Source organism: Sinorhizobium alkalisoli (genome assembly GCF_008932245.1).
Taxonomy (GTDB): Bacteria; Pseudomonadota; Alphaproteobacteria; order Rhizobiales; family Rhizobiaceae; genus Sinorhizobium; species Sinorhizobium alkalisoli.
Genome location: NZ_CP034910.1, coordinates 1,807,818 through 1,832,330, shown reverse-complemented (window position 1 = coordinate 1,832,330; position 24,513 = coordinate 1,807,818). Strand labels below are relative to the sequence as shown.

The 24,513-nt window shown below is 62.2% G+C and carries 22 protein-coding genes; 13 read left to right on the top strand and 9 right to left on the bottom strand.

What is annotated here, in order from left to right; translation table 11 throughout:
* Window positions 1-25 precede the first annotated feature (25 nt).
* The 7 genes from EKH55_RS26320 to EKH55_RS26290 form a co-directional block, all read right to left on the bottom strand.
* The gene (locus tag EKH55_RS26320; protein ID WP_151613764.1) at window positions 26-1,069 is read right to left on the bottom strand and encodes a sulfate/molybdate ABC transporter ATP-binding protein; all 1,044 of its coding nucleotides are present in this window, start codon (window positions 1,067-1,069) and stop codon (window positions 26-28) included.
* Window positions 1,070-1,130: 61 nt separating this feature from the next.
* Window positions 1,131-2,156 carry a sulfate ABC transporter substrate-binding protein gene (locus EKH55_RS26315; RefSeq protein ID WP_151613763.1) on the bottom strand — a complete coding sequence of 342 codons (1,026 nt, stop codon included), beginning with the start codon at window positions 2,154-2,156 and terminating at the stop codon, window positions 1,131-1,133.
* A 379-nt stretch (window positions 2,157-2,535) separates the two neighbouring features.
* Entirely contained in the window at window positions 2,536-3,645 is a 1,110-nt protein-coding gene (locus EKH55_RS26310; RefSeq protein WP_151613762.1) for a sulfate/molybdate ABC transporter ATP-binding protein, read from the bottom strand.
* 14 nt (window positions 3,646-3,659) lie between these two features.
* Window positions 3,660-4,547: a sulfate ABC transporter permease subunit CysW gene (cysW, locus tag EKH55_RS26305; protein WP_151613761.1), complete on the bottom strand. Its 888-nt coding sequence runs from the start codon at window positions 4,545-4,547 to the stop codon at window positions 3,660-3,662.
* A complete protein-coding gene (gene cysT, locus EKH55_RS26300) occupies window positions 4,537-5,394 on the bottom strand; it encodes a sulfate ABC transporter permease subunit CysT (RefSeq protein ID WP_034855454.1) in 858 nt (285 codons plus the stop codon). Before cysT ends, cysW begins: the two co-directional genes overlap by 11 nt.
* A gap of 6 nt (window positions 5,395-5,400) precedes the next feature.
* Window positions 5,401-6,426: a sulfate ABC transporter substrate-binding protein gene (locus EKH55_RS26295; RefSeq protein WP_151613760.1), complete on the bottom strand. Its 1,026-nt coding sequence runs from the start codon at window positions 6,424-6,426 to the stop codon at window positions 5,401-5,403.
* Window positions 6,427-6,644: 218 nt separating this feature from the next.
* Window positions 6,645-7,703 (bottom strand): D-TA family PLP-dependent enzyme, encoded by a 1,059-nt coding sequence (locus tag EKH55_RS26290; RefSeq protein WP_151613759.1) that lies wholly within the window; start codon window positions 7,701-7,703, stop codon window positions 6,645-6,647.
* A 166-nt stretch (window positions 7,704-7,869) separates the two neighbouring features.
* Here EKH55_RS26290 and EKH55_RS26285 point away from each other — a divergent pair, with 166 nt between their 5' ends.
* The 8 genes from EKH55_RS26285 to EKH55_RS26250 all read left to right on the top strand — a co-directional run bounded on the left by EKH55_RS26285 (window position 7,870) and on the right by EKH55_RS26250 (window position 14,131).
* The gene (locus EKH55_RS26285) at window positions 7,870-8,712 is read left to right on the top strand and encodes a transporter substrate-binding protein (protein WP_069457187.1); all 843 of its coding nucleotides are present in this window, start codon (window positions 7,870-7,872) and stop codon (window positions 8,710-8,712) included.
* Window positions 8,713-8,784: 72 nt separating this feature from the next.
* Window positions 8,785-9,447 carry an amino acid ABC transporter permease gene (locus EKH55_RS26280; RefSeq protein WP_069457188.1) on the top strand — a complete coding sequence of 221 codons (663 nt, stop codon included), beginning with the start codon at window positions 8,785-8,787 and terminating at the stop codon, window positions 9,445-9,447.
* 5 nt (window positions 9,448-9,452) lie between these two features.
* The gene (locus tag EKH55_RS26275) at window positions 9,453-10,112 is read left to right on the top strand and encodes an amino acid ABC transporter permease (RefSeq protein WP_069457189.1); all 660 of its coding nucleotides are present in this window, start codon (window positions 9,453-9,455) and stop codon (window positions 10,110-10,112) included.
* A gap of 7 nt (window positions 10,113-10,119) precedes the next feature.
* Window positions 10,120-10,887 carry an amino acid ABC transporter ATP-binding protein gene (locus EKH55_RS26270; protein WP_151613758.1) on the top strand — a complete coding sequence of 256 codons (768 nt, stop codon included), beginning with the start codon at window positions 10,120-10,122 and terminating at the stop codon, window positions 10,885-10,887.
* 34 nt (window positions 10,888-10,921) lie between these two features.
* Window positions 10,922-11,305, top strand: a complete 384-nt coding sequence (locus EKH55_RS26265; protein WP_151613757.1) for a RidA family protein — start codon at window positions 10,922-10,924, stop codon at window positions 11,303-11,305.
* A gap of 69 nt (window positions 11,306-11,374) precedes the next feature.
* Window positions 11,375-12,187 (top strand): IclR family transcriptional regulator, encoded by an 813-nt coding sequence (locus tag EKH55_RS26260; protein ID WP_069457192.1) that lies wholly within the window; start codon window positions 11,375-11,377, stop codon window positions 12,185-12,187.
* Between the two features lie 79 nt (window positions 12,188-12,266).
* Window positions 12,267-13,364 carry a glycosyltransferase family 4 protein gene (locus EKH55_RS26255; RefSeq protein WP_151613756.1) on the top strand — a complete coding sequence of 366 codons (1,098 nt, stop codon included), beginning with the start codon at window positions 12,267-12,269 and terminating at the stop codon, window positions 13,362-13,364.
* A complete protein-coding gene (locus EKH55_RS26250) occupies window positions 13,361-14,131 on the top strand; it encodes a polysaccharide deacetylase family protein (RefSeq protein ID WP_151613755.1) in 771 nt (256 codons plus the stop codon). Before EKH55_RS26255 ends, EKH55_RS26250 begins: the two co-directional genes overlap by 4 nt.
* On the opposite strand, the gene EKH55_RS26245 is transcribed toward EKH55_RS26250, so the two are convergent.
* A complete protein-coding gene (locus EKH55_RS26245; RefSeq protein WP_069457195.1) occupies window positions 14,118-14,948 on the bottom strand; it encodes an MBL fold metallo-hydrolase in 831 nt (276 codons plus the stop codon). The two genes, EKH55_RS26250 and EKH55_RS26245, sit on opposite strands and share 14 nt — an antisense overlap.
* A gap of 261 nt (window positions 14,949-15,209) precedes the next feature.
* Between EKH55_RS26245 and EKH55_RS26240 the strand changes: the two genes are divergently transcribed.
* Complete coding sequence (locus EKH55_RS26240; protein WP_151613754.1) at window positions 15,210-16,385, top strand: DUF3095 domain-containing protein; 1,176 nt, start codon at window positions 15,210-15,212, stop codon at window positions 16,383-16,385.
* Window positions 16,386-16,509: 124 nt separating this feature from the next.
* Here the strand turns inward: EKH55_RS26240 and EKH55_RS26235 are convergent, their stop codons facing one another.
* Entirely contained in the window at window positions 16,510-17,847 is a 1,338-nt protein-coding gene (locus EKH55_RS26235) for a nucleotide sugar dehydrogenase (protein WP_151613753.1), read from the bottom strand.
* Between the two features lie 389 nt (window positions 17,848-18,236).
* Here EKH55_RS26235 and EKH55_RS26230 point away from each other — a divergent pair, with 389 nt between their 5' ends.
* From EKH55_RS26230 to EKH55_RS26215, 4 genes are all read left to right on the top strand, one after another.
* Window positions 18,237-19,586, top strand: a complete 1,350-nt coding sequence (locus EKH55_RS26230) for an adenylate/guanylate cyclase domain-containing protein (protein WP_151613752.1) — start codon at window positions 18,237-18,239, stop codon at window positions 19,584-19,586.
* 8 nt (window positions 19,587-19,594) lie between these two features.
* Window positions 19,595-20,554 (top strand): polysaccharide lyase family 20 protein, encoded by a 960-nt coding sequence (locus EKH55_RS26225; RefSeq protein ID WP_151613751.1) that lies wholly within the window; start codon window positions 19,595-19,597, stop codon window positions 20,552-20,554.
* Between the two features lie 167 nt (window positions 20,555-20,721).
* On the top strand, window positions 20,722-22,614 hold the full coding sequence (locus tag EKH55_RS26220) for an ABC transporter ATP-binding protein (protein WP_151613750.1): 1,893 nt from the start codon (window positions 20,722-20,724) through the stop codon (window positions 22,612-22,614).
* Window positions 22,611-24,512 (top strand): ABC transporter substrate-binding protein, encoded by a 1,902-nt coding sequence (locus EKH55_RS26215; RefSeq protein ID WP_151613749.1) that lies wholly within the window; start codon window positions 22,611-22,613, stop codon window positions 24,510-24,512. The genes EKH55_RS26220 and EKH55_RS26215 overlap by 4 nt, the downstream gene beginning before the upstream one ends.
* Window position 24,513 lies beyond the last annotated feature (1 nt).

The following is a 24,513-nucleotide window of genomic DNA, read 5'->3' as shown; positions in this document are numbered from 1 at the left end:
GCTCACGCTCAATGATAGAGTTCGGCTACTCACTGCGAAACAGCCTCCACTTAGTGGGGCGGAACGCGATACGGCTGCGGTCGGCCGAGGACGCGCGCTCGGGCGGCAACTCAATCTCGATCGAAGGCTGCGTCTTGCCGAGATCGAGTTCCAAGTGGCGCGTGCCCGCGACGCGCCGGCTCGCTGTGACGCGGCCGGCGAGGCAGCCGCTGGAGCCCTCGATGAGCTCGGCGTCGTGGGGGCGGAAATAGAGGGTTGCCGGCCCGCTCGGTTCGTTTGCGGCGCGCAGACCGATCGGGCGGTCCTCGAACCAGATCTCACCGCTCGCAAGCGTCACCTCCAGGCAGTTCGACTGGCCGATGAAGCCGTAGACGAAGGGAGAAATTGGGTGGTCGTAGATCTCGTCGGGCGTGCCGACCTGCTCGATCGCGCCCTTATTCATCACGGCCAAGCGGTCGGCAAGCTCGAGCGCTTCCTCCTGGTCATGGGTGACGAAGACGGTCGTATAACCGGTGCGGTCATGGATTTCCCGGAGCCACTTGCGCAGTTCCTTACGCACCTGCGCGTCGAGCGCGCCGAAGGGCTCGTCGAGCAGCAGCACGCTCGGTTCCACCGCCATGGCGCGAGCAAGCGCGACCCGCTGGCGCTGGCCACCGGAAAGCTGGGCCGGATAGCGCTTTTCTAGTCCGGAGAGTTGCACCAGTTCCAAAAGGTCGAGCGCCCGGCGGCGGATCTCGGCGGGCGGCGGGCGGCGGGCGGCGGACTGCACCTTCAAGCCGAAGCAGACGTTGTCGAGCACCGTCATGTGCCGGAAAAGCGCATAGTGCTGGAAGACGAAACCGATGTTGCGTTCCTGCACGGTTTTCTTCGATGCGTCCTCGGCGCCGAAGAAGATCGTGCCCTCGGTCGGGCTTTCGAGACCGGCAATGAGCCTGAGCAACGTCGTCTTCCCGGAGCCGGAGGGGCCAAGCAGCGCGATCAACTCACCGGAGCGGATATCCAGGGAAACGTCGACAAGCGCCGGGAAGCGGTCGAATTCCTTGCGTAAGCTCTGGACGCGGACTTCCATGGATCTCTGGACCTTTCAATGCCTGCGGCTCAAACGCTCGGCTGCCAAGGGCCATGCAATCTTACCGCCCCGGCTTGTAGATCTGGTCGAAAACCCCGCCGTCGGCGAAGAACTTCCGCTGAGCTTCCGTCCAACCGCCGAATTCGTCAATGGTGACCAGTTTGAGATCGGCGAAGCGCGCGGTGTCCTTGGGGTCGGCGAATTCCGGCTTGAACGGCCGGTAATAATGCTTGGCCGCAAGCTTCTGTCCGACATCGCTGTAGAGGTAGTTGAGATAGGCTTCCGCCACCTTGCGCGTGCCCTTGCGGTCGACATTGCCGTCGACCAGCGCCACCGGCGGCTCCGCCTTGATCGAAATCGATGGCGTGACGATCTCAAACTTGTCCGGGCCGAGTTCCTCGAGGGAGAGGTAGGCCTCGTTCTCCCAGGCAAGCAGCACATCCCCAAATCCGCGTTGGACGAATGTGGTCATCGCCCCCCAGGCGCCGGTGTTGAGAACGAGTACGTGCTCGAACAATTGCGCCACATATTCCTGCGCTTTGGCATCGTCGCCGTTATTTTCCGCGCGCGCCCAGGCCCAGGCGGCGAGGAAGTTCCAGCGGGCGCCGCCCGATGTCTTCGGATTGGGCGTGATCACCTGGATATCGTCACGGACGAGGTCGCCCCAGTCCTTGATACCTTTCGGATTATCCTTGCGGACGAGGAAGACGATCGTCGAGGTGTACGGGGCGCTGTTGTTTTCGAGGCGGGTTCTCCAATCGGCTGGGATCTTGCCGGTCGCCGCGGCGATCGCATCGATATCGGCCTCGAGCGCCAGCGTCACCACGTCCGCCGGCAGCCCGTCGATGACGGAGCGCGCCTGCTTGCCCGAGCCCCCATGGGAGGTCCGGATCGTCACCGCCTTGGCTGTATCCGCCTCCCATTTTTCAGCGAAGGCGGCATTGAATTCTTTGTAGAGTTTCCGCGTCGAGTCATAGGACACGTTCAGGATCGTCGTATCGGCGTGAGCGAGGCCGATAGAGCCGAACTGCAGGATTCCAATCACAAGAGCTCGGCTCACCACCGGGGCAAGTCTATCCGCTTCCATATCGACCTCCAACCTCGGCCAGAAGAAACTACACTCTTCGAATACCAGCCGGATAGCCTTAAGATATCGGCGAGGAAATGAGCGCTTCTTTGCCAAGTTCACGATCGGCTGCCTACAAAAGTATGCGATTGGTCATGCTCAGGTGCTTCCGCTGCAGGCGACCACGTCAAGAAATCATGATTTCTTTCCGGGCCAGTCGACTGGCGGACGGCTTCATGCGAAATTCACTTGCACTGATCATGTGAAAGCCCGCAAAACGGGCTTTCATTCTCGCCGGGTCTCTCTGGCGACGAAACCATCAGGCTCAGGCTATGCTCGCCCACTACAGAAAGCGAGGTCATTTACAACTGTAGTACTAAGCGAACCGTTGAATATCCTGTTACGTCCCGGTTTGTGCGCGTTCTACCTGTGCTGGTTCCGCCGGCATCGGCGCGACAGCCAAATCGCACTCAGTGCGGTAGAGCTGCCATTTCGTCGGCCGGAAGGCGATGCGGGTGTGGTCGGTCGAAGAGGCGCGCTCCGGCGGCAACTCGATCTCGACCGGAGGCTGGGTCCGGCCGAGGTCCAGTTCCAGGTGCCGTGTGCCCGCCACGCGCCGGCTGGCGGTAACGAGTCCGGCGAGGCAGCCACCGCAACCGTCGATCAGTTCGACGTCGTGCGGGCGGAAATAGAGGGTTGCCGGTCCGTCCGGTTCGTTCGCCGCACGCAGGCCGATCGACCGGTCCTCGAACCAGATCTCGCCGCTTTGAAGCGTGACATCGAGGCAATTCGACTGACCGATGAAGCCATAGACGAAGGGCGAGATCGGGTGATCGTAGATCTCGTCGGGTGTCCCCACCTGCTCGATCGCACCCTTGCTCATCACCACGACGCGGTCGGCAAGCTCCAGTGCCTCCTCCTGGTCATGGGTGACAAAGACGGTCGTGTGGCCGGTACGGTCGTGGATGTCGCGCAGCCACTTGCGGAGTTCCTTGCGGACCTGCGCGTCGAGCGCGCCGAAAGGCTCGTCGAGCAAAAGCACATTGGGCTCCACCGCCATGGCGCGGGCGAGCGCCACGCGCTGGCGCTGGCCGCCGGAAAGCTGGGCCGGATAGCGTTTTTCAAGGCTCGATAGCTGCACGAGGTCCAAAAGCTCGAGCGCGCGGCGGCGAATCTCGGCGGCCGGCGGCCGCCTGCTGGCGGGTCGGACCTTTAGCCCGAAGGAGACGTTTTCGAGCACCGTCATGTGCCGGAACAGCGCGTAGTGCTGGAAGACGAAACCGATATTGCGCTCCTGCACGCTTTTCTTCGACGCGTCCTCGTTTCCGAATAAGATCACGCCGTCGGTGGGGCTCTCGAGCCCGGCAATCAGCCGCAGCAGCGTCGTCTTGCCGGAGCCGGAGGGGCCAAGCAGCGCGATCAATTCGCCGGTACGGATGTCGAGCGAGACGTCTTCGAGCGCGGGATAGCGGCCGAATTCCTTGCGTATGTTCTGGACGCGGACTTCCATGCCTTATGGACCTTTCAATGCCTGCGGCTGGCAGCGATCTCGTCGCTGTAGCGAAGTTCAAGCGCCGTCTTCAGGACGAGCGTCACCAGCGCCAGAAGCGCAAGGAGTGCTGCGACCGCAAACGCGGCGACGAAGTTGTATTCGTTGTAGAGGATCTCGACCTGCAACGGCATCGTGTTCGTCTGGCCGCGAATGTGGCCGGAAACGACGGAGACGGCGCCGAACTCGCCCATGGCCCGGGCGTTGCAGAGCAGCACGCCGTAAAGCAGGCCCCATTTGATGTTGGGCAGCGTTACATGCCAGAAGGTCTGCCAGCCGCTGGCGCCGAGTGACAGCGCCGCCTCCTCGTCGCTCGTGCCCTGTTCCTGCATCAGCGGGATCAACTCGCGCGCGACGAAGGGGAAGGTGACGAAGACAGTGGCGAGCACCAGTCCCGGAACGGCGAAGAGGATCTGAAGGCCGAAGCTCTGGAGAAAGGGCCCGAGCACGCTGTTGGCGCCGAAAAGCAGCACGAAAACCAGACCGGAAATGACCGGCGACACGGAGAATGGCAGGTCGATCAGCGTCGTCAGGAAGGCCTTGCCCTTGAACTCGAACTTGGCGATTGCCCAGGCGGCCGCCACGCCGAACGCGAGATTGAGCGGAACGGCGATGCCGGCGACAGTCAGCGTCAGGAAGACGGCGGAGATGGTCTCCGGATCGGCAAGTGCTGCGAAGAACTCCGCCGGCCCCTTGCGGAACGCCTCGATGAAGACGGTGGCGAGCGGCAGCAGCAGGAAGAGGGCGACGAAGCCGAGTGCGAGCGTGATCAGCACCGAGCGGGCGAGCCGGCTCTCCGACGTTGCCGCGCCGACGAGCAGGGAGGGTGCCGTGGCCGGTGCCGGGCTGAAATCATGAACCATGGCCATATCTCCGTCTGCTCCAGGCCTGGATCATGTTGATGACCAGCAGCATGATGAAAGAGAGGAGCAGCATCACCGCGGCGATCGCGGTCGCCGCCGGATAGTTGAATTCCTCGAGCCGGATCACGATCAGCAGCGGGGCGATCTCCGATACATAGGGCAGGTTGCCGGCAATAAAGATGACCGAACCATATTCGCCGACGCCGCGGGCGAAGGCGAGCGCGAAGCCTGTCAAGCCGGCCGGCAACAGGCCCGGCAGCAGCACGCGGCTGATCGTCTGGAAGCGGTTGGCGCCGAGGGTCGCGGCCGCTTCCTCGACCTCCTTGTCGATTTCCTCCATGATTGGCTGCACCGTGCGGACGACGAAGGGCAGGCCGACGAAGACGAGGGCGACGATGATGCCGGCCGGGGTGAAGGCGATCTTGATGCCGAGTGGTTCGAGGACCGCGCCGATCCAGCCGTTCGGCGCATAAAGGGTCGTGAGCGCAATGCCGGCGACGGCGGTCGGCAGCGCGAAGGGTAGATCGACCATGGCGTCGATCACGCGCTTGCCGGGGAAGCGGTAGCGCACCAGAACCCAGGCGAGGACGACGCCGAAGACGAGGTTGACGATCGCCGCGATGAACGCGGTGCCGAAGCTGATCGTCAGCGCGTTGACAGTACGTTCGTCAAGTGTCAGCGCGATGAACTTCGACCAACCGAGGCCGCTCGAGCGCCAAAGAAGACCGGCAATCGGAATAAGAACGATGAGGGTGAGCCATGTCAGTGTGACGCCGAGCGCCAATCCGAACCCCGGAATGACGCTCGGCTGCCGAAACCGCCATCGCATGCGTGTGCGAGAGGCCATCGGATCTTATCGTCCCGGCTTGTAGATTTGGTCGAAAATCCCGCCATCGGCGAAGAATTTCGGTTGCGCTTCCTTCCATCCGCCGAAATCGGCGATGGTGACGAGCTTCACCTCGGGGAAGCGCGCAGCGTCCTCGGGATCGGCGGCTTCCGGCTTGAAGGGGCGATAGTAGTGCTTGGCCACGATCTTTTGCCCGGCGTCGCTGTAGAGATAATCGAGATAGGCTTCGGCGACCTTACGCGTGCCCTTGCTGTCGACATTGCCGTCGACGAGCGCCACCGGCGGCTCGGCCTTGATCGAAATCGATGGCGTGACGATGTCGAAATTGTCGGGGCCGAGTTCGTCAAGCGAAAGATAGGCCTCATTTTCCCAGGCGAGCAATACGTCGCCGAGGCCACGCTGGACGAAGGTGGTCGTTGCCCCGCGCGCGCCGGTATCGAGAACCGGAACATGCTTGAAGAGTTCGCTTACATATGCCTGCGCCTTTGCCTCATCGCCATTGTTCGCAGCGCGTGCCCAGGCCCAGGCGGCGAGGAAGTTCCAACGGGCACCGCCCGAGGTCTTGGGATTGGGCGTGATCACCTGGATATCGTCGCGGATGAGATCGCCCCAATCCTTGATGCCCTTAGGATTGCCCTTGCGGACAAGGAAGACGATCGTCGAGGTGTAGGGTGCGCTGTTGTTCGCGAGGCGGCTTTTCCAATCGGCGGGGATCTTGCCGGTTGCCGCGGCGATCGCGTCGATATCGGCTTCCAGCGCAAGCGTCACGACATCCGCCGCCAAGCCGTCGATGACTGAGCGGGCCTGCTTTCCCGAACCGCCATGGGAGGTCTGGATCATCACCGTCTCCCCAGTATCGGCCGCCCATTTCTCGGCGAAGGCGGCGTTGATGTCCTTGTAGAGTTCCCGCGTGGGATCATAGGAGACGTTGAGGATCGTCGTGTCCGCCTGAGCGAGGCCGATCGAGCCAAGTTGCAGGCTTCCAACCACGAGCGCTAATTTCAGCATTCCGGCAAGTTTATTCGAGCTCATCCCGACCTCCATCCTTTGCCGAATAAAACTATCAATTTAGTCGACTACTGCAACGCAAACCTATGATGCTGGAACTATCATTCGCGAAATGTCCTGTCGTCTTTGCAGGATTTTGGGGAATTTCGTGCCCGCCTGATCCTCTGCTGTTGGGTCACACCGCAATATGCCACAGCACAGGCAAATAGAGGAGTGCCGACGCGGGCGGGCGGGTCAGCGCTTCAGAGCACGTGCCCTCGCGCGACGACTGTCCATTTCGTTTTCGGTGCGCCGCCTTTAAGGACATGAATGGTATCCACCATATTGGTCACGACACAGGCGTGGTTCGGGACGATCCGGACCTGCTCGCCGACCTCAAGGCCAATCGCACCATCCGAGACCAGCCGGCCGTGCTCCTCGGAAAGCTGATCGATGCAAATGTCGTCTCGGCCGAGCACATGGCCGTAGCCGGTGAGGCCTAGCAGGTCGGAGGTCAGCACTTTGCTGCCGGCGTCGATAATCGCCCTGTCCTGCGCCGGCACGGAGACGACGGTCGCAAGCACGGTAAGGGCGCAATCCTCCCACGTTGCCACGCCGCGGGCAACAAGCGAGCGGTCGTTGTAAATGTAGGTGCCTGGCCGGTATTCCGTGGCGACGGGCGCCTCCGCCGCCCGCATCATGCCTGGAGTGCCGCCCGATGTAATGCTCGCAACCACCAGCCCGTCGGCCTCGATCAACCGCTTTGCCTCGCTCATGAAAGACTGCACCTGTGCCGCGGCGCCGGCCGGCGGATAGGTCATCAGGCCGCCGAAGCGCAATCCGGGAGCGTCGGCGATACGGCGGGCAAGGTGAGCGGCCTCGGCAGGCGTCGCCACGCCGCAGCGATCCGCACCGGTGTTGCATTCCACAAGCACTGTGAGCGGCTTTTCCGTGCGGGCGAAATGGGCCGACAGGGCATCGAGGACGGTCTGATTGTCGCCGACCACGCTGAGGGTCACGCGCGCGTTCAGGCTTTCGAGCCGCGCCAGCTTTTCTGCCCCGAGAATATTGTAGGTGATCAGCACATCTTGGATGCGGGGGCTGCCGTCGACCATCGCCTCCGCCTCGCTCACCTTCTGGCAGGTAATTCCAACCGCTCCCGCGTCCAGCTGCAACTCGGCCATCTGCGGCAGCTTGTGCGTCTTTATGTGCGGTCGCACGCGGATCCCGTGCCTGTCGGCATAGGCCTGGAAAGCCCGGATATTGCGCCGGGCAACGTCGAGATCGACGAGCACGGCGGGCGTCTCGATCGGCAGGGTCATGCGGCCTCCGTTCCTCCGATGATCGAAAGCGAAAACGGCGAATCTCGCCGAGCCCGCTTGACAAGTTATGAACCGAGGCCTTTGATAGGTCAATCCGATATTCGGGACTAGTGTCCGGTATATTGGAATACACAGATACCGGGAACAAAAAAAGGGGAGATCACCGATGATCAAGACGTTGACTATGGCGGCGAGCTTTGCCGTCACGGCATTGGCAGCCATGCCGGCCGCTGCACAGCAACCCTCCAGCAAGCTCGACGAGGTGCTGTCGCGGGGCCATCTAATACTCGGCACCGGCAGCACGAACGCGCCGTGGCACTTCAAGAGCGCAGAAGACAAACTGCAGGGATTCGACGTCGACATGGGGCGCATCATCGCCAAGGCGCTCTTCGGCGACCCGGAAAAGATCGAATTCGTCAATCAGTCATCGGACGCGCGTATCCCCAACATCACCACCGGCAAGGTGGACATCACCTGTCAGTTCATGACGGTGACCGGCGAGCGCGCCCAGCAGATCGCCTTCACCATTCCCTATTATCGCGAGGGTGTCGGCCTGATGTTGAAGGGCGACGGCAAATATGCCGATTATGAGGCGCTGAAGGCCGGGGGCTCCTCGGTCACCGTTTCGGTGCTGCAGAACGTCTATGCGGAGGATATGGTTCACGCCGCACTCCCCGAGGCGACCGTCGACCAATACGAGTCCGTGGACCTGATCTATCAGGCGCTCGAATCCGGCCGTGCCGATGCCGCGGCCACGGACCAATCGTCGCTTGCCTGGTACATGACCCAAAATCCGGACCGCTACAAGGATGCCGGCTATGGCTGGAACCCGCAGACCTATGCCTGCGGGGTGAAACGCGGCGACCAGGACTGGCTGAACTTCGTCAACACGGCGCTGCACGAGGCGATGACGGGGGTCGAGTTCGATTTCTATGCCAAGTCCTTCAAAACCTGGTTCGGCAAGGACCTGACGCCGCCGCAGATCGGCTTCCCGGTCGAATTCAAGTAAGGCCCGAAACCACTGGCAGTTCCCGTCAAGCGACGAAACTGCCAGTGGCTCGGTCCCATCGGGCTATCGCTCATGACCTATACTTTGAACTTTTCGGCCGTCTGGCGCTCCTTCGACCTTCTCCTGCAAGGGCTTGCACTCAGTCTCGGTCTGGCGGCACTGGCGATCCTCGCCGGGTGTGCGATCGGCTTGATTACGGCCTTCGGCCTGGTCTCGAAGAGGGTTCTCTTGCGAAAGCCGGCCGGCCTCTACGTGACGATGATCCGTAACACGCCGATCCTGGTCCTCGTCCTCTTCAGCTATTTCGCCCTTCCCGAACTCGGAATCCGTCTCGGCAAGATCGAGAGCTTCGTATTGACGCTTGCGATCTATTCCGGCGCCTATCTCGCCGAGGTCTTTCGCGGCGGTCTCATCGCCGTGCCGCCGGGGCAGCGCGAAGCTGGGCTGGCGATCGGACTGACTGAGTTGCAGATCCGCATCTCGATCATTATCCCCCTGATGCTGCGCAACGTGCTGCCATCGCTCGGCAGCACCTTGATCTCGCTCTTCAAGGACACCTCGCTCGCCGCTGCGATCGCGGTTCCGGAACTCACCTTCGAGGCGCGCAAGATCAACGTCGAAACGTTCCGGGTCATCGAGACCTGGATCGTCGCGAGCTGCCTCTATGTCGCAACCTGTTCGCTGCTGGCCGCGCTGATGCGGGCCGTCGAGCGGCGGCTCGCCGTGCCGAGGTGACGCCAATGGACTTCTCCTTTCTCGATCAGCTCTGGGTGGCGCGGTTTCCACTTCTCAAGGGCCTTGGCGTGTCGATCTCGATCTCGCTATCGTCGATCGTCGTCGGTACGGTGCTGGGCGTTTTTGTCGGGCTGGCGCTCACCTATGGCGTGAGACCGCTCAAATGGCTGGTCCGCGGTTACACGGATTTCATCCGCGGCACGCCGGTGCTCGTCCTCGTACTTGCGAGCTACTACGTCCTGGGCACTGTGGGCATCAATCTCGGCCCGTTCCAGGCGGGCGTTCTGGCGCTTGCGGTCTTTTGCAGCTCGCATGTCGGCGAACTGGTGCGCGGGGCGCTGCAATCTATCCCGAAGGGCCAGACCGAGGCCGCGAAGGCGATCGGGCTCACCTTCCCGCAGACCTTCGCCTATGTGCTGGGACCGCAGGCGCTGCGCCAGGCGCTGCCGGCCTGGGTCAACACCGCGGCCGAAATGGTCAAGGCTTCGACGCTGCTTTCGATCATCGGCGTGGCCGAGCTCTTGCTGCGCACGCAGGAAGTGATCTCCCGCACCTTCATGAGCCTCGAATTCTATTTCTTCGCGGGCTTCCTCTATTTCGTCATCAACTACGGCATCGAGCGCTTCGGCCGCTACGTCGAGCGCAAGACCGCCGTTCCATCGTGAGGCCCCGATGAACAATCTTCTCGAAATCCGTGATCTTCACAAGCGCTACGGCACGGTCGAGGTCCTGAAGGGCGTGGATTGTACGATGCGCCAGGGCGAGGTGATCAGCATCATCGGCTCGAGCGGTTCCGGCAAGACGACAATGCTCCGCTGCATCAACATGCTCGAGGAGTTCCAGGGTGGCACCATCACCCTCGATGGCGCGGAAATCGGCTACGAGACGGTTGGCGGCGTGCGCCGTCGCAAGCCGGAGCGCGAGATCGCTCGCCAGCGCGCCCTGACTGGCATGGCCTTCCAGCAGTTCAATCTGTTTCCGCACATGAGCGCCGCGGCAAATGTGATGCTGGGGCTGATCAAGGTGAAGAAGATGGGTCGCGACGAAGCAAGGGCGCTTGCCGAGAAATGGCTCGACCGGGTGGGGCTCCTCTCCCGTATCGACCATTACCCCGGTCAGCTTTCCGGCGGTCAGCAGCAGCGCGTCGCAATCGCCCGCGCCATCGCCATGAATCCGAGGCTGATGCTCTTCGACGAGGTGACATCCGCGCTCGACCCGGAACTCGTCAACGAGGTGCTGCAGGTGATCAAGGGGCTCGCGGAAGACGGCATGAGCATGCTCATCGTCACGCACGAGATGCGCTTTGCCTACGAGGTGTCGTCTCGGGTCATCTTCATGAACCAGGGGCGGATCGGCGAGGAGGGCGACCCCCGCGAGATGTTTGTGAAGCCGAAGACGGAGCGGCTGGCGGAATTCCTGAAATCCTCGGCGTTCAATTGACATTCAGCTGAAAAATCAAGAAGTGGAGTGACGTGTGACGATCAAGCGTTATGGGACGGGCGAAACCGGTGCGGGCAAGCAGGCCTTGCCCTTTGCGCGCGCCGTCGAGGCGAATGGCTGGCTCTATGTCTCGGGCCAGGTTGCCATGGAGGGCGGCGAGATCATCGGCGGCGGCATCATTGCCGAAAGCCGTAAGGCGATCGAGAATATGATCGCCATCCTTCACGAGGCGGGCTACGGGATCGAAGACGTGGTCCGGGTTGGCGTCTGGCTCGATGACCCGCGCGACTTCTGGACCTTCAACGGTGTCTACGCCGAATATTTCGGCATGAACCCGCCGGCACGCGCCTGTGTGCAGTCGCGCATGATGGTCGACTGCAAGGTTGAAGTTGACTGCGTGGCCTACAAGGCTAAATGAAGTGATCTTCCAAGTGGCCGGAGCGGGATGGGACCTTCTCGTCGCGTTCCGATCTAAACCGAGGGTGCGATGACGGACGCAGCAGACACGATCAATCGCCGGGCACGGGGGCTCGACCGGGCCTTCGAGATCCTCGACTTCCTGCGTCTTCAGCGCCAGCCGCTCCGCCCGAACGAAATCGCCCAGGGGATCGAGGCACCGCGTTCGTCGGTCTATGAACTCGTCAATCTGCTTCTCCGTCAGGGCGTGCTCGAATATCGGGGCGACGACGGCCGCGTGTTTCTGGGCCGCAGGCTCTATTTTCTCGGCGCCGCCTATGCCGAGCAGTTCGATCTCATCCGCGAGTCGGAGCATCTGCTCGCGCGGATTGCCGAAGAGACGCGCGAAACCGCGCAGATGTGCCAGTTGGAAGGCAATAAATATGCCGTCGTTCTGATGAACGAGGGCAGCCGGCCCTTCCGCATCTCGACGAATATCGGCGAACCGGTCGCCATTCCGTGGACTGCTTCTGGCCGCTTGCTCGTGGATCATATGAGCGACGAGGAGCTACTGGCCTTCATCCCGCAGGAGGATTTCCTGCTGCCGAACGGGCATCGGCTCGACCCGGCCGAATTCATCGCGCAAGTCCGCGAAGCCAAGAAGAACGGCTACTTCACTTTCAACAGCATCGTAGACAGTTTCACCCATTGCTTCGCCGTGCCGGTCTATGATGCGGGCGAAATTTGCATCGCTACACTCTGCCTTGTCGCCCCCAAGGAGGACGGTTTGCGCAATCGCGATGCCTATCTCCGTGTCCTGATCGACGCGGCGAAAGAGCTCTCGGAAAAGCTCGGCCATCGGCATGATTCCGGAGAGTTCGTCCGGGCCGCGGCAGCAGGCTGAGTGATTGATCCTGCGAGCACGAGAGTGCTCGTGCCTGCTGTTGACATGGGGTCTGGAAGGCGGGATAGCTCGCGGCGCAATGAAAATCGCGTTCCATGCGCCTCTGAAACCCCCTGACCACCCAGTCCCCTCGGGCGACCGGCAGATGGCGCGCATGCTCATCGAAGCGCTGCAACTGGCAGGGCATGAGGTCGACATCGCTTCGCGCTTGCGAAGCTTCTCGCGCGAAGCCTCGCATGCGGATTTCTCGACGCTACGCCTGCAGGCAGATCAGGAGATCGCGCGCCTTCGCGCCCTCTGGCGGCAGGGCGGCGCACCCGATGCGTGGTTCTGCTACCATCCTTACTACAAGTCCCCGGACCTGATCGGTCCCCGCCTGTCGGCGGAGTTCTCCATTCCCTATGTGACGGCCGAGAGCTCCTATTCGTCCCGTCGCAGTCACGGGCCCTGGAAGCTTGCCCAGGACGAGGTGGCCGCCGGTGCGCGGCAGGCCGCCGTCAATGTCTGTTTCACTCAGCGAGATCGGGAGGGACTGGAGAGCGCAATCCCGGACGGGCGCTATGCGATGCTCTCGCCCTTCATCGACGTAGCGCCTTTCGAGAAACTGGAAAGAAGAAAGAGCGGGAGCTTCCGGCTGATCTCGGTTGCCATGATGCGGCCGGGCGACAAGATGGACAGCTTTCGAATGCTGTCGCGTGCTTTGCAGCACCTTGTCGATCTGCCCTGGACGCTGACGGTCGTCGGGGACGGTCCTGCCAGCGCGGAGGTTTCTGATGCCTTTTCCTTCCTCCCGGCAGAGCGGCTCGACTGGGCCGGTGCGACGCAGCCGGGGGCGATCGCCGGAATTCTGGCTAGCGCCGATCTCTATGTCTGGCCCGGCTGCGGTGAGGCATACGGGCTTTCCTATCTCGAGGCGCAGGCGGCGGGCTTGCCGGTCGTAGCGCAAAGGACGGCAGGCGTGCCTGCGGTCGTCAAGGATGGTGAGACGGGAATTCTGACGCCGCCCGGGGACGTCGCGCTTCTCGCTGCGGCAATCCGGAGATTTCGCGATGACGAGACGCTTCTGGCCGAATGCGGCGAGCGTGCGCGCCGTTTCGTGTTCGAAGAACGCTCACTTCCGGCTGCCGCTCAGCGCCTCGGCGGGATATTCGACCATTATGTGAGGAGCAAGCCATGACCGGGCATTCCGCTTGGCAGGCGCTGATCGACCGCCTCGACCATTTGCAGGACGCCGGGCAAAGTGTCGATTTCTGGCTGCGCGACGACGATGCGGTCGAACCCACCGCGGCGCTTCACCGGTTGCTCGACCTGACGGAGCGCTTCTCCGTGCCGGCGACCTTGGCCGTCATACCCGCCTATACCGACGAACGCCTCGCGCGCTGCGTCGCCGGACGCCGCGGCATCAGCGTTGCGGTTCACGGCTGGTCGCACGAAAATCACGCCTCGGCGGGAGAAAAGCGGCAGGAACTCGGAGCGCACCGGCCGAGCGGCGCGATCGTCGGGGAATTGAGCACCGGATATGCGCGTCTGCGCATGCTCTTTCCCGCGGCCTTCGTGCCGTTGCTCGTCCCGCCGTGGAACCGCATCGATGCCGGGGTAGTTGCCGAACTCTCCAATATCGGATTCAGGGCGCTCTCGGTCTTCGGCCCGGAGGCCGCCGGCAAAGCCGCCGCCCTTCGCCGGCCGGAGCTCGCTTTCATCAATACCCATGTGGACGTGATGGATTGGCGGGGGACACGCGGCGGTCGCGATCACGCGATGCTCGTCCACGAAATCCTGCGGCGGTTGGACGAGGTAAGTGATGGCGAGGGAACGGTCGGAATCCTCACCCACCACCTGGTTCACGACGAGAGCGTCTGGGCGTTCCTGTCGAAGCTGTTCGAAATCACCGCGTCGCACCCCGCCTGCCGGTGGCGCAGCGTCGCCGATCTCATAGGTCGATGATCTGGCGGTCGCGAGCGGCGAACGCACCGGGAAAGAAAACCTGCACTTCCTGTTCCATCGCGGCAAGCGCCGCATCGGTGCGCGAAGGGTCGTGATGGAACATGGCAAGCCGCGGAATGCCGGCGGCCTTTGCCAAGCGTGAACCGTGCATACCTGTCGAATGACCGAAGCCACGATAGGTCGGAATTTCCGATTCCAGATAGGTGCAGTCGTAGACCATCAGGTCGGCGCCGGCGATGAAATCGAGGAGCGCGGGATCGAGGATGCCCGGCTCGTGTTCCGTGTCATAGATGAGCGCGACAGCGCGGCCACCCCAGTCGACCCTGTAGCCGACGCAGCCGCCCGGGTGAACAAGGCTCATTGTTCGGACGGAGACATCGTCTCGGGGAGAAAGCGTATCGCCAGGACCGAAGTCGACGCAGTCGAGGCTGGCTTCGCATATTCCCGTGCCGACCGGGAACCACGGCGGCCGCATGAACTCGTTGATCATCTCCCGGGTCGACATCTGCCCGTGAAGGTGCCCGGACCAGAAACGCACCGCCGTGCTGCAGCGGTAGATCGGTTTAAAATAGGGCAGGCCGATAATATGGTCGTAATGGCTATGGGTGAAGAAGACATCGAATTTCGATATGCCTTCCCGCATCAGTGACAGCCCGGCTTCCCGTATACCGGAACCGGCGTCGAAGATCAGCACCTCGTTGCCGTAGCGGACTTCGATGCAGGAGGTATTGCCGCCATAGGCCAGGAATTGCTCACCGGAAACCGGCAAACTGCCTCGTACGCCCCAGAACCTCACGCGAAAGGTTTCTTCCTGCATTCCAATCCGGCTTTATCCTGCCCGCTTCGAGCCCCTTGCCTAAAGCGCGCTGACTAGACAAGCACACATTATCATGGTCCTGCAAGGCATTCGCGCCTCGCGGCCGGACTGCATCTCTGGTGCGGCCGACCGGAGCCCCCCTTGAAACTCTGTTTTGGCGCACCAACGTGTTTGTCCATCGGCGGGACGCGATAGATGTTGATCGGGCGCTGATCCGGTAGCGGGCCCGCTCGCGCGATCAGTTGAAGGGTATGGATATCCATGGCTAACGCGGCCGACATGCAGTTCTACGCGAACCTACCGCTTTTCGAGGCGTTCGAAGGCGTTGCAGACGAGGCCAACTACAGGCCCCTGCCTGAAGGCTGGCTGCTCGCCGTTGCCGACATTGTCAATTCTACCGGCGCGATTGCGGACGGGAAGTACAAGAGCGTCAATACCGCCGGTGCCAGCGTGATATCAGCGCTCATGAATGCGCTTGACGAGCGAAACCTGGCCTTCGTCTTCGGCGGCGACGGGGCGCTTGCCGCCATACCGGCGGCGGTGGCGGTCAAGGCGCGATCGGCCCTCGCGGCGGCCAAGACCTGGGTGGCGGAGGAACTCGGCCTCGAGTTGCGTGCTGCGCTGGTGCCCGTCTCCGACATTCGGGCACAGGGGCTCGACATGCGCGTGGCCCGCTTCAAGGCGAGCGAGCAGGTCTCCTACGCCATGTTTTCCGGCGGCGGCGCAAGCTGGGCGGAAGCCGAGATGAAAGCAGGCCGTTACCAGGTCGAGGCGGCGCCGCCTGGCACGAGGCCCGACTTGACCGGCCTCTCCTGCCGCTGGAGCCCGATCGTCTCAAGACACGGCGCCATCGTCTCGATCATCGCCCTGCCGGGCGAGCGTGGCAGCGGCCCCGAATTCCAGGCCTTGATCGGCGAGATCGTGGCCTTGGCCGAGGGCGAGGAGCGGGCGGCGCACCCGGTGCCCGAAGACGGCCCGGAGCCGCGTCTGTCGATCAACGGGGTCACGGTCGAATCGCGCGCCGTGGCTTCGAGAAGCTGGCGGTTGCTCGCCTGGTCGTGGATCGCACTGCAGAGCCTCGTGCTCTTCCTGTGCTTCCGGCTAGGCCTCAATCTTGGCAAATTCGATGTCGCTCAATACAAGCACGATCTCGCCAGCAATTCCGATTTCCGCAAGTTCGATGACGGGCTCAAGATGACGATCGACGTCAGCGCCGATCGGTTGCGCCGCATCGAAGAGCGGCTGGAGCGAGGGGTGGACGCACGCGTTTGCCGGTACGGACTGCATCGGCAGGACTCGGCACTGATGACCTGCATCGTTCCCACACCCATGAGCCGCGATCACATGCATTTCATCGACGGTGCCGCCGGCGGCTATGCAATGGCTGCAAAGAACCTCAAGGCGATCTTTCCGGGACGGTTCGCTAGCGCGGGATGAGGAAAAGTGTGCGCGGTTTTCCGCCCCGCATCCCGCGCCAACTCTTTAGAATCGATCACGTTTATGAATTTAGGTCCATCCGACCTAAAATCATCGTGATCTAGTGGGGTCGCCGGTTCTTCCGTCATGCCTTGAGGATGTGGTCCGCCGAGTGTCCTCGGCGCGCAAAGACGTTGCGCGTGTCGATGATCAGCGGCGCCCAGCGGACGAGGGCGGCATAGTCGACGGCGTCATGGTCCGTCGCGACAAGCACGGCATCGAAACGGCGGATTGTGTCTTCGTCGAAGGCGACAGACCGGCGTCCCTTCAGCGAAGGATACTCTCGCGTCGAGGGAATTTCGTCCACATGCGGATCGTGGAAGGAAGCCTTGCCGCCCCGTTCCTCGATCAGTTCGATCAGCCTCAGCGACGGGCTCTCGCGAATGTCAGGGACGTTCTTCTTATAGGCAAGGCCGATGATGAGCACGCTCGAGCGGCTCAGCGCCTTTCCCTGCCGGCGGTCGAGCGCCTCGGCGAGCCGTCCGACCACATGGCGGGGCATGGCCGAGTTGATCTCGCCTGCGAGTTCGATGAAGCGGGTCGGCAATTCGTATTCGCGCGACTTCCATGTGAGATAGAACGGATCGATTGGGATGCAGTGCCCACCGAGTCCTGGGCCGGGATAGAAAGGCATGTAGCCGAACGGTTTCGTCTTGGCGGCCTCGATCACTTCCCAGATATCGATGCCCATCGCGTCGTAGACGACCTTGAGTTCGTTGACGAGCGCGATGTTGACCGCACGGAAGATATTCTCCGTCAGCTTCACCGCCTCGGCCGTCGCATTGGATGAGACCGGCACGACCGACGCCACCACGGCGCCATAGAACCGCTCCATGAGCGCCGCGGCGAGTGCACCGTCGCCGGCGACCACCTTGGGGATACTGGCCGTCTCGAAGGCGCGGTTGCCGGGATCTTCCCGCTCTGGCGAAAACCCGAGGAAGAAGTCAGCGCCCGACTTCAGTCCCGTCTCCTCGAGGATCGCGCGCACAACGCCATCGGTGGTTCCGGGATAGGTAGTCGACTCCAGCACGATGAGCTGACCCGGCCGCAAGGTCTTGGCGATCGCGTGAGACGTCTTTTCCACGAAGGAGAGGTCGGGATCGCGGTGCTTGGTGAGCGGTGTCGGTACACAGATCACGATCACGTCGCAGAGGCCGAGGCCGGCGAAATCGGTCGTCGAGCGGAAGCGCCCGGCTTCCGCTTCGCGTCCGAGAGCGTCGTCCGTAACTGCCTCGACATACGAGCGCCCCTCATCGAGTGCGACGATCTTCGCAGGGTCGATGTCGAAGCCGGTTACCGAAAAACCAGAGCGCGCGACGGCAATGGCGAGCGGCAGGCCAACATAGCCCAATCCGATGACGCCGACATGGGCGGCGTGCGCTGTAATCGATTCGAGGAGCCGGTCGTGATGAGGGGAGGTCAAGTTAAGTTTCCAGTGTTCTCAGGCGGTCGATCTGACCATGGTGCGGCTGCCATTTCGATTCCGTTTTGTTGGCGATAATGCAGCCTCAAGTCAAGCACGGGCCGTTCCGCTCCACGCAACCCCGGCAATTCGAGGGTGCAAACGGAGCCGACGTTTCGTGTAAGAGTCGCTCTGCGATCGAAAATTGCGGAGGTCTCTGGAAATCCTGCCCGACCGTGAATATCTGCGGAGGGCAGGCGACACCCGGTCGCCGTACGAGTCTGCCGCAATGCGGCGTGAACTTTTCTAATTCGACGGTGCGAAACTTCTGATGCTGCCCCGGTCAGGCGATCCCTTTTGCCGTCCTGCCGTAGCGGGAGCGGACGCCACCGCAACGATGAGGACATCCAATGAGCCAATCCGATGGCAATGTTTCCGAAATCCTCCTGGACAAGGTTGCGGATTGGCTCATGCGCACTTCGCTTAGCGACGAAACGCTGGAGACGATCGTGCGCGGCTTCTGCGAAAGGCTCGCGGCGGCGGGCCTGCCGCTGATGCGCGTCCATCTGTCTTTCTCGATGCTGCACCCGCTCTATGACGCACTCGGCTTTACCTGGTGGCGCGGCAGGGGCATCGAGGTGACCGGATTGCGCCACGAGGAATTGGCACGCAATCCGCAGCGCTTCCTGGAGAGCCCCTATTATTACCTGCTCAGCAACAATCTCGACCATGTGAGACGGCGCATCGACCCGTCTGAACCGTCGGAGTTTCCGATTTTTGACGAGTTGAAGGAGCAGGGCGCAACCGACTATATCGCGTTCATGCAGCCGCTCGGCGCAGAATCCGAGCATGGCATGGTCGGCTCGTGGACGACGGATCGCCACGGCGGCTTCAGCGATGACGTCATCGCGGCCTTGTTGCGGCTCCAGAACCACTTGGCGATCGCCGCAAAGGTCGCCGTGCTCGGCAAGCTCGCCGACAATATGCTGACGACCTATCTTGGCGCCAATGCCGGACGGCGAGTCATGAGCGGACAGGTTCGGCGCGGCGATGGCGAGACGGTTCGCGCTGCCCTGGTGATGGCGGACATGCGCGATTCCACCATGTTGGCGGAGAAGGAGGGGCGGCAGGCCTATATCGAAACGCTGAATGGCTTCTTCGACGCTATCGCCACGCCGTTCAATCGCAACGGCGGTCAAATCCTGAGCTTTGTCGGCGACGGCTTCATCGCCGTCTATCCCTGCGGCAGGCACCGGGAGCCGTCGGAACTGGCCAGCCGAGAGGCTTTCGCGGCCGTCGGCGCAGCGAGCGCGCGCATGGCCGCCCTCAATGCCGAGCGGAAAAAACTTGGCCGCGATCCGATCGGCTTTGGCATCGGTCTGCATGTGGGCAATGTCATGTTCGGCAATGTGGGGCTTCGGGACCGGTTGACGTTCTCAGTCTTCGGCTCCGCAGTGAACGAGGTGCAGCGGCTGCAGAGCCTGACGAAGAAATATGGCCACAGCGTTGTCGCCAGCGAAGCCTTCGTCAACTACTGCGGGGGCGACTGGCTGACCCTTGGCGAGGAGACCTTGCGCGGGGTGCGCCAGAAGTTCACCGTGCTTTACCCGCGCGATACTGCCCTTGCCGCGATCGTGGACGAGAATGCAGAGCGCGCGGTTGAGGATGGACTCTCCGAAGCCGAGCATGTCATGTTGCTCTATCGTAACAAGAAACAGGTGTCGGGGCCGCGCGGTCTGATCGACAAGATGCTTCAATGAGGAGTTCAATGCTTCGCGTCGTTTTGCTGGCTGCCATTTTCATTCTGCCCGGCGTTGCGGGTGCTCAATCGTCGCAGCCGCCGACGGAGCGCAAGCTCGTCGACGGCTTCGACGGCAAGGATTTCGCCCCGGAGGGCGGCCTTTATTACCGTGAGAACTTCGAACAAAGTGCTGGATCGGTCGAGTTTCAAAGCCTCGTCAAAAGAACGGGCACTGGGGGCCTGAAGCTCAGCGTGGTACCCCATTGCCCAAGCCTGAACGACGGGTGCAGCGAGCGGGCGGAAATCTGGGAAAAGACAGAGCTGCGCGTGCCTTACGACGAGGGCGTCTGGTACGGCTTCGCGGTAAAGTTCGACGATCCCATCCCGAACGGCGATCACCGCTACCTCATCGCGCAGTGGAAACGCGAGATCGACCCCGGTGCGGATGGCGATTTCAGTCCCTTCCTTGCGCTGCGCATGGATCTCGGCAAGCTTTTCGCGACCGTAGAGACGAATTACCTGCCGCCGGCTTCGACCGGGCCCGACAATGTCCCCGCACGCTGCGGCGCCGGCGAGACGCCCGTTTGGCTCCGCCCTGACGTTAACCAGATGCGCATTCTGGTTGCGGCAGACAGCAATTGGGAGCCGGAAGACGGCAGCCTCTTCAATTCCTGCACGACGGCCGTGAGGGTTACCAATCATGGCAACCCGCTGCCCCATCCCGACTCCGGCTGGATCGATTTCGCCGTCTACACCAAACCTGGCCCCGACGGTACCGGCCACATTGAGCTCTATGCCAATGGTAAGCCGATCGTGACGGTGAAAGGCCATATCGGTCATGCGGACAAGGGTCTTGGTGAAAACCAGTATTTCAAATTCGGTCCCTATCGCGCTGCCGATACCACCGACTGGACGCTCTACTACGACGATTTCCGTCGCTCGCCATTTTGCACCGACGTGTTGACGAACGGCACTTGCCCCTTTTAGGCGAATTCACCCGCCTTCCGGTCTGCTGGACAGCCTGTTGAACCTAGGCTACTGTTTTTGCTTGACGGCCGCCGCGGATGCGCGAGCGGCGCTGATAACACTTTGGGGTTGCTTGCATAATACCAAGCCGGATTATGCGAGGAGTGGCGCGAAGGAAGCGTGTTGCAATGAGCTTGGGAGCGGACCTGCTGCGAGTTGAGGGTCTGCGGATCACGTTTTCGGTTCTTGGGGGCGAAGTGCATGCGGTCCGGGGGGCCAACTTCAGGATTTTGCCGGGCAAGGTGACCGCGCTCGTCGGTGAGTCCGGCTCGGGAAAATCGGCGATCAGCCAGGCGATCATGGGCATTCTGCCGAGCGTGGCCAAGGTCAGCGGGCGGGTCCTGTTCAGTGACCCGAAGGCGGTTGGAAAGCCTGTCGACCTTCTGGCGCTGGAGCCCGATGGACGCGAGATCCACGAGATTCGCGGTGCGCGCATCAGCAAGATCTTTCAGGAGCCGATGACGTCGCTGTCGCCGCTCCATACGGTCGGAAACCAAATTTCCGAAGTGCTGACGATTCATACGGATGCGGACAAGGCCGAGCGGCGGCAGCGGACCGAGCAGCTTCTGGGATATGTTGGATTTGCCTATCCGAAGCGAGCATACGACATGTACCCGTTCGAGCTTTCCGGTGGAATGCGGCAGCGCGCGATGATCGCGATGGCACTGATCTGTCGGCCGGCGCTGCTGATTGCCGACGAGCCGACAACCGCTCTCGATGTCACGGTGCAGGCTCAGATTCTCCAGCTCCTGCGTGAGCTCCAGGCCAAGATGAACATGGCAATGCTGCTGATCACGCATGATCTCGGCGTCGTCGCCAACATGGCCGATGAGGTCGTGGTAATCTATCATGGGGAAATCGTCGAGGCCGGCCCGGTCGATGCGATCTTTCGCAATCCCCAGCACCCTTATCTGAAGGGGCTGATGGCCGCCGTGCCGCATTTCGACATGAAGCCCGGCGAACGGTTGAAGGCGCTTCGCGAAGTGCCGGTCAAGGCGGACACGCTGATCGGCAGCCAGCAGGCGAAACGAGCGGCCGGACCGGATGTCCTCGTGTCGGTGCGCGATCTTTCGAAGACGTTCACGACCCGCAGTTCCGGCTGGTTTGGTGGCGACGACGGTTCGCGTCACCGGGCGGTCGACAATGTCAGCTTCGATATTCGCCGCGGCGAATGCCTGGGTCTGGTCGGCGAAAGTGGCTGCGGCAAAACGACGGTCAGCAAGATTCTTATGCGAGCCGTGACTCCGGATAGCGGCTCTGTCGCCTTCGACGACGGTGACGGGCCGGTGGATGTCCTGAAGCTCCAAGGGGCGGACCTCAAGGCGATGCGCACGAAGATCCAGATGGTCTTCCAGGATCCCGTGTCGTCGCTCTCTCCGCGCCTGACGATCAAGAACATCTTGAGCGAACCGCTTGAAATTCACGGCCGGGGTACGCCGCGGTCGCGGGTCGAAACCGTGCGCTCCCTGCTACAGGCGGTCGGCCTCGACCAGCGTTTCATCAACCGGTACCCGCACAGTTTCTCCGGCGGCCAAAGGCAGCGCATCGGCATTGCGCGAGCATTGGCTCTCCTGCCGCAGCTGCTGATCTGCGACGAGCCCGTTTCGGCACTCGATGTGTCGGTGCAGGCGCAGATCCTCAACCTCCTGAAGGATCTGCAGAAGGAGCTCGGCTTGACGATGCTGTTCATCTCGCACAACCTCGCCGTCGTCGACTACATGGCGGACCGCATTGCCGTCATGTGCGCCGGCCGCATCGTGGAACTGGCGCCGCGCGAGGTGCTGATGCGCGACCCCGTCCACCCCTATACGAAATCGCTGCTGGCGGCCGTGCCCTATCCGGACCTCGACCGCAAGCTCGACTTCGAGTCGCTCCAGGCGAGCGGCGGTTCGGATCAGCGGCAATGGGGCGCACAGTTCGTCGGCGGCGGCGAGAGGGATGCGCTGGTTCCCGCCGATCTCGGCGGCGGTCATTTCGTGCTCGCCCGGAAATCGGTGGATGCAAGGGAGTTACGACGGTGATCACGCGAAGAACCGCGCTCGGCATGCTCGCCTCGACGGCGTTGCCGAGATCGCTGCTCGGCGCCACGCGCGAGCTCGACGCTCTGGCGCCGCTCGTCGCTGAAGGCAAGGTGCCGCCGCTGAATGAACGACTGCCGAAGATCCCGCGGGTAATCAAGGTCGCTGCGATGGGACGGGAACCGGGCCGCCATGGCGGCAGGCTCCGTATGCTGATCGGCAGCGCTAAGGATATTCGCCTAATGACGATCTACGGCTATGCCCGGCTGGTCGGCTACGATGAGAATCTCGACCTTCACCCCGATGTTCTCGAGGGCTATGAGACGGAAGAGGATCGCATCTTCACCTTCCGCCTGCGTGAAGGTCACAAATGGTCGGACGGCACGCCGCTGACGGCGGAGGACTTCCGCTATTGCTGGGAGGATGTGCTGCTTAACGAGAAATTGTCGCCGGCTGGCCTGCCAACGGCACTGGTCATCGATGGGGAGGCTGGGAAGTTCGAAACCCTAGACGAGCGCACCCTGCGCTATTCCTGGTCGGTGCCCAACCCGGATTTCCTCCAGAAGCTTGCCGCGCCGCAGCCACTGGTCATTGCCGTGCCGTCCGCCTACCTCAAGCAGTTCCACGAGAAGTACCAGGACGAGGAAAAGCTGAAGGCGATCCTCAGGCAGGAGCGCCTGAAGAAGTGGAGCCAATTGCATATGCGCATGGCGCGCTCCTATCGCCCTGAAAATCCGGATCTTCCAACGCTCGATCCCTGGCGCAACACCACGCCGCTGCCGGCCGAACAGTTCATCTTCGAGCGCAACCCGTATTTCCATCGCGTCGACGAAAACGGCCTGCAATTGCCCTATATCGACCGGTTCGTGCTCAGTGTCAGCTCGTCCGCGCTCATTCCGGCAAAGGCCGGCACGGGTGAGAGCGACCTGCAGGCGACCGGCATCGACTTTGTCGACTACACTTTCCTCAAGGATGCTGAGAAGCGTTATCCGGTGAAGGTCAAGCTGTGGAAAAAGACGCAAGGTTCGCGCCTTGCGTTGCTTCCGAATCTCAACTGCGCAGATCCGGTCTGGCGGCCGTTGCTGAGAGACGTGCGCGTCCGCCGGGCCCTGTCGCTGGCGATCGACAGGCGCGAAATCAACATGGCGATGTTCTACGGCCTGACGAAGGAAAGCGCCGATACCGTCCTGCCGGAGAGCCCGCTCTTCGCGCCTGAATTCGCCAGTGCCTGGATCGCTCACGATCCGGATCGCGCCAATGCGCTGCTTGACGAGGCCGGTCTCGTCGAACGCGACAGCGACGGCATCCGTTTCCTGCCCGACGGGCGCAGGGCGCAAATCGTCGTGGAAACGCCCGGCGAAAGCACGCTCGATACGGATGTGCTCCAGCTTGTCGCCGACTATTGGCACAAGGTTGGCATATCGCTCTTCATCCGTGCCTCGCAGCGCGATACCTTCCGCAGCCGCGCCGTCGGCGGCGAGATCATCATGTCGCTGTGGTTCGGCATCGACAACGGCGTGCCGACGGCAGACATGAATCCCGGCCAGCTCGCGCCGACTGCGGATGACCAGTTGCAATGGCCGGTCTGGGGGCTCAACTACATGTCCCACGGCGAGATGGGTGAGGCGCCCGATATGCCGTCGGTCGTCGAGCTTCTCAAGCTTCTCAAGCGCTGGAGGCTTTCCTCCGACGCTGCCGAGCGGGAAGAGATATGGAAGGAGATGCTCTCCATCTACACGGACCAGGTCTTCTCGATAGGACTGGTCAACGCATCGCTACAGCCGATCCTCGTCACGGAGAAACTGCGCAACTTCCCGGATGAGGGGCTCTATGGCTTCGATCCGACGAGCTATTTCGGCGTCTACAAGACCGATACGTTCTGGCTGGAAGAGGGCAACTGAC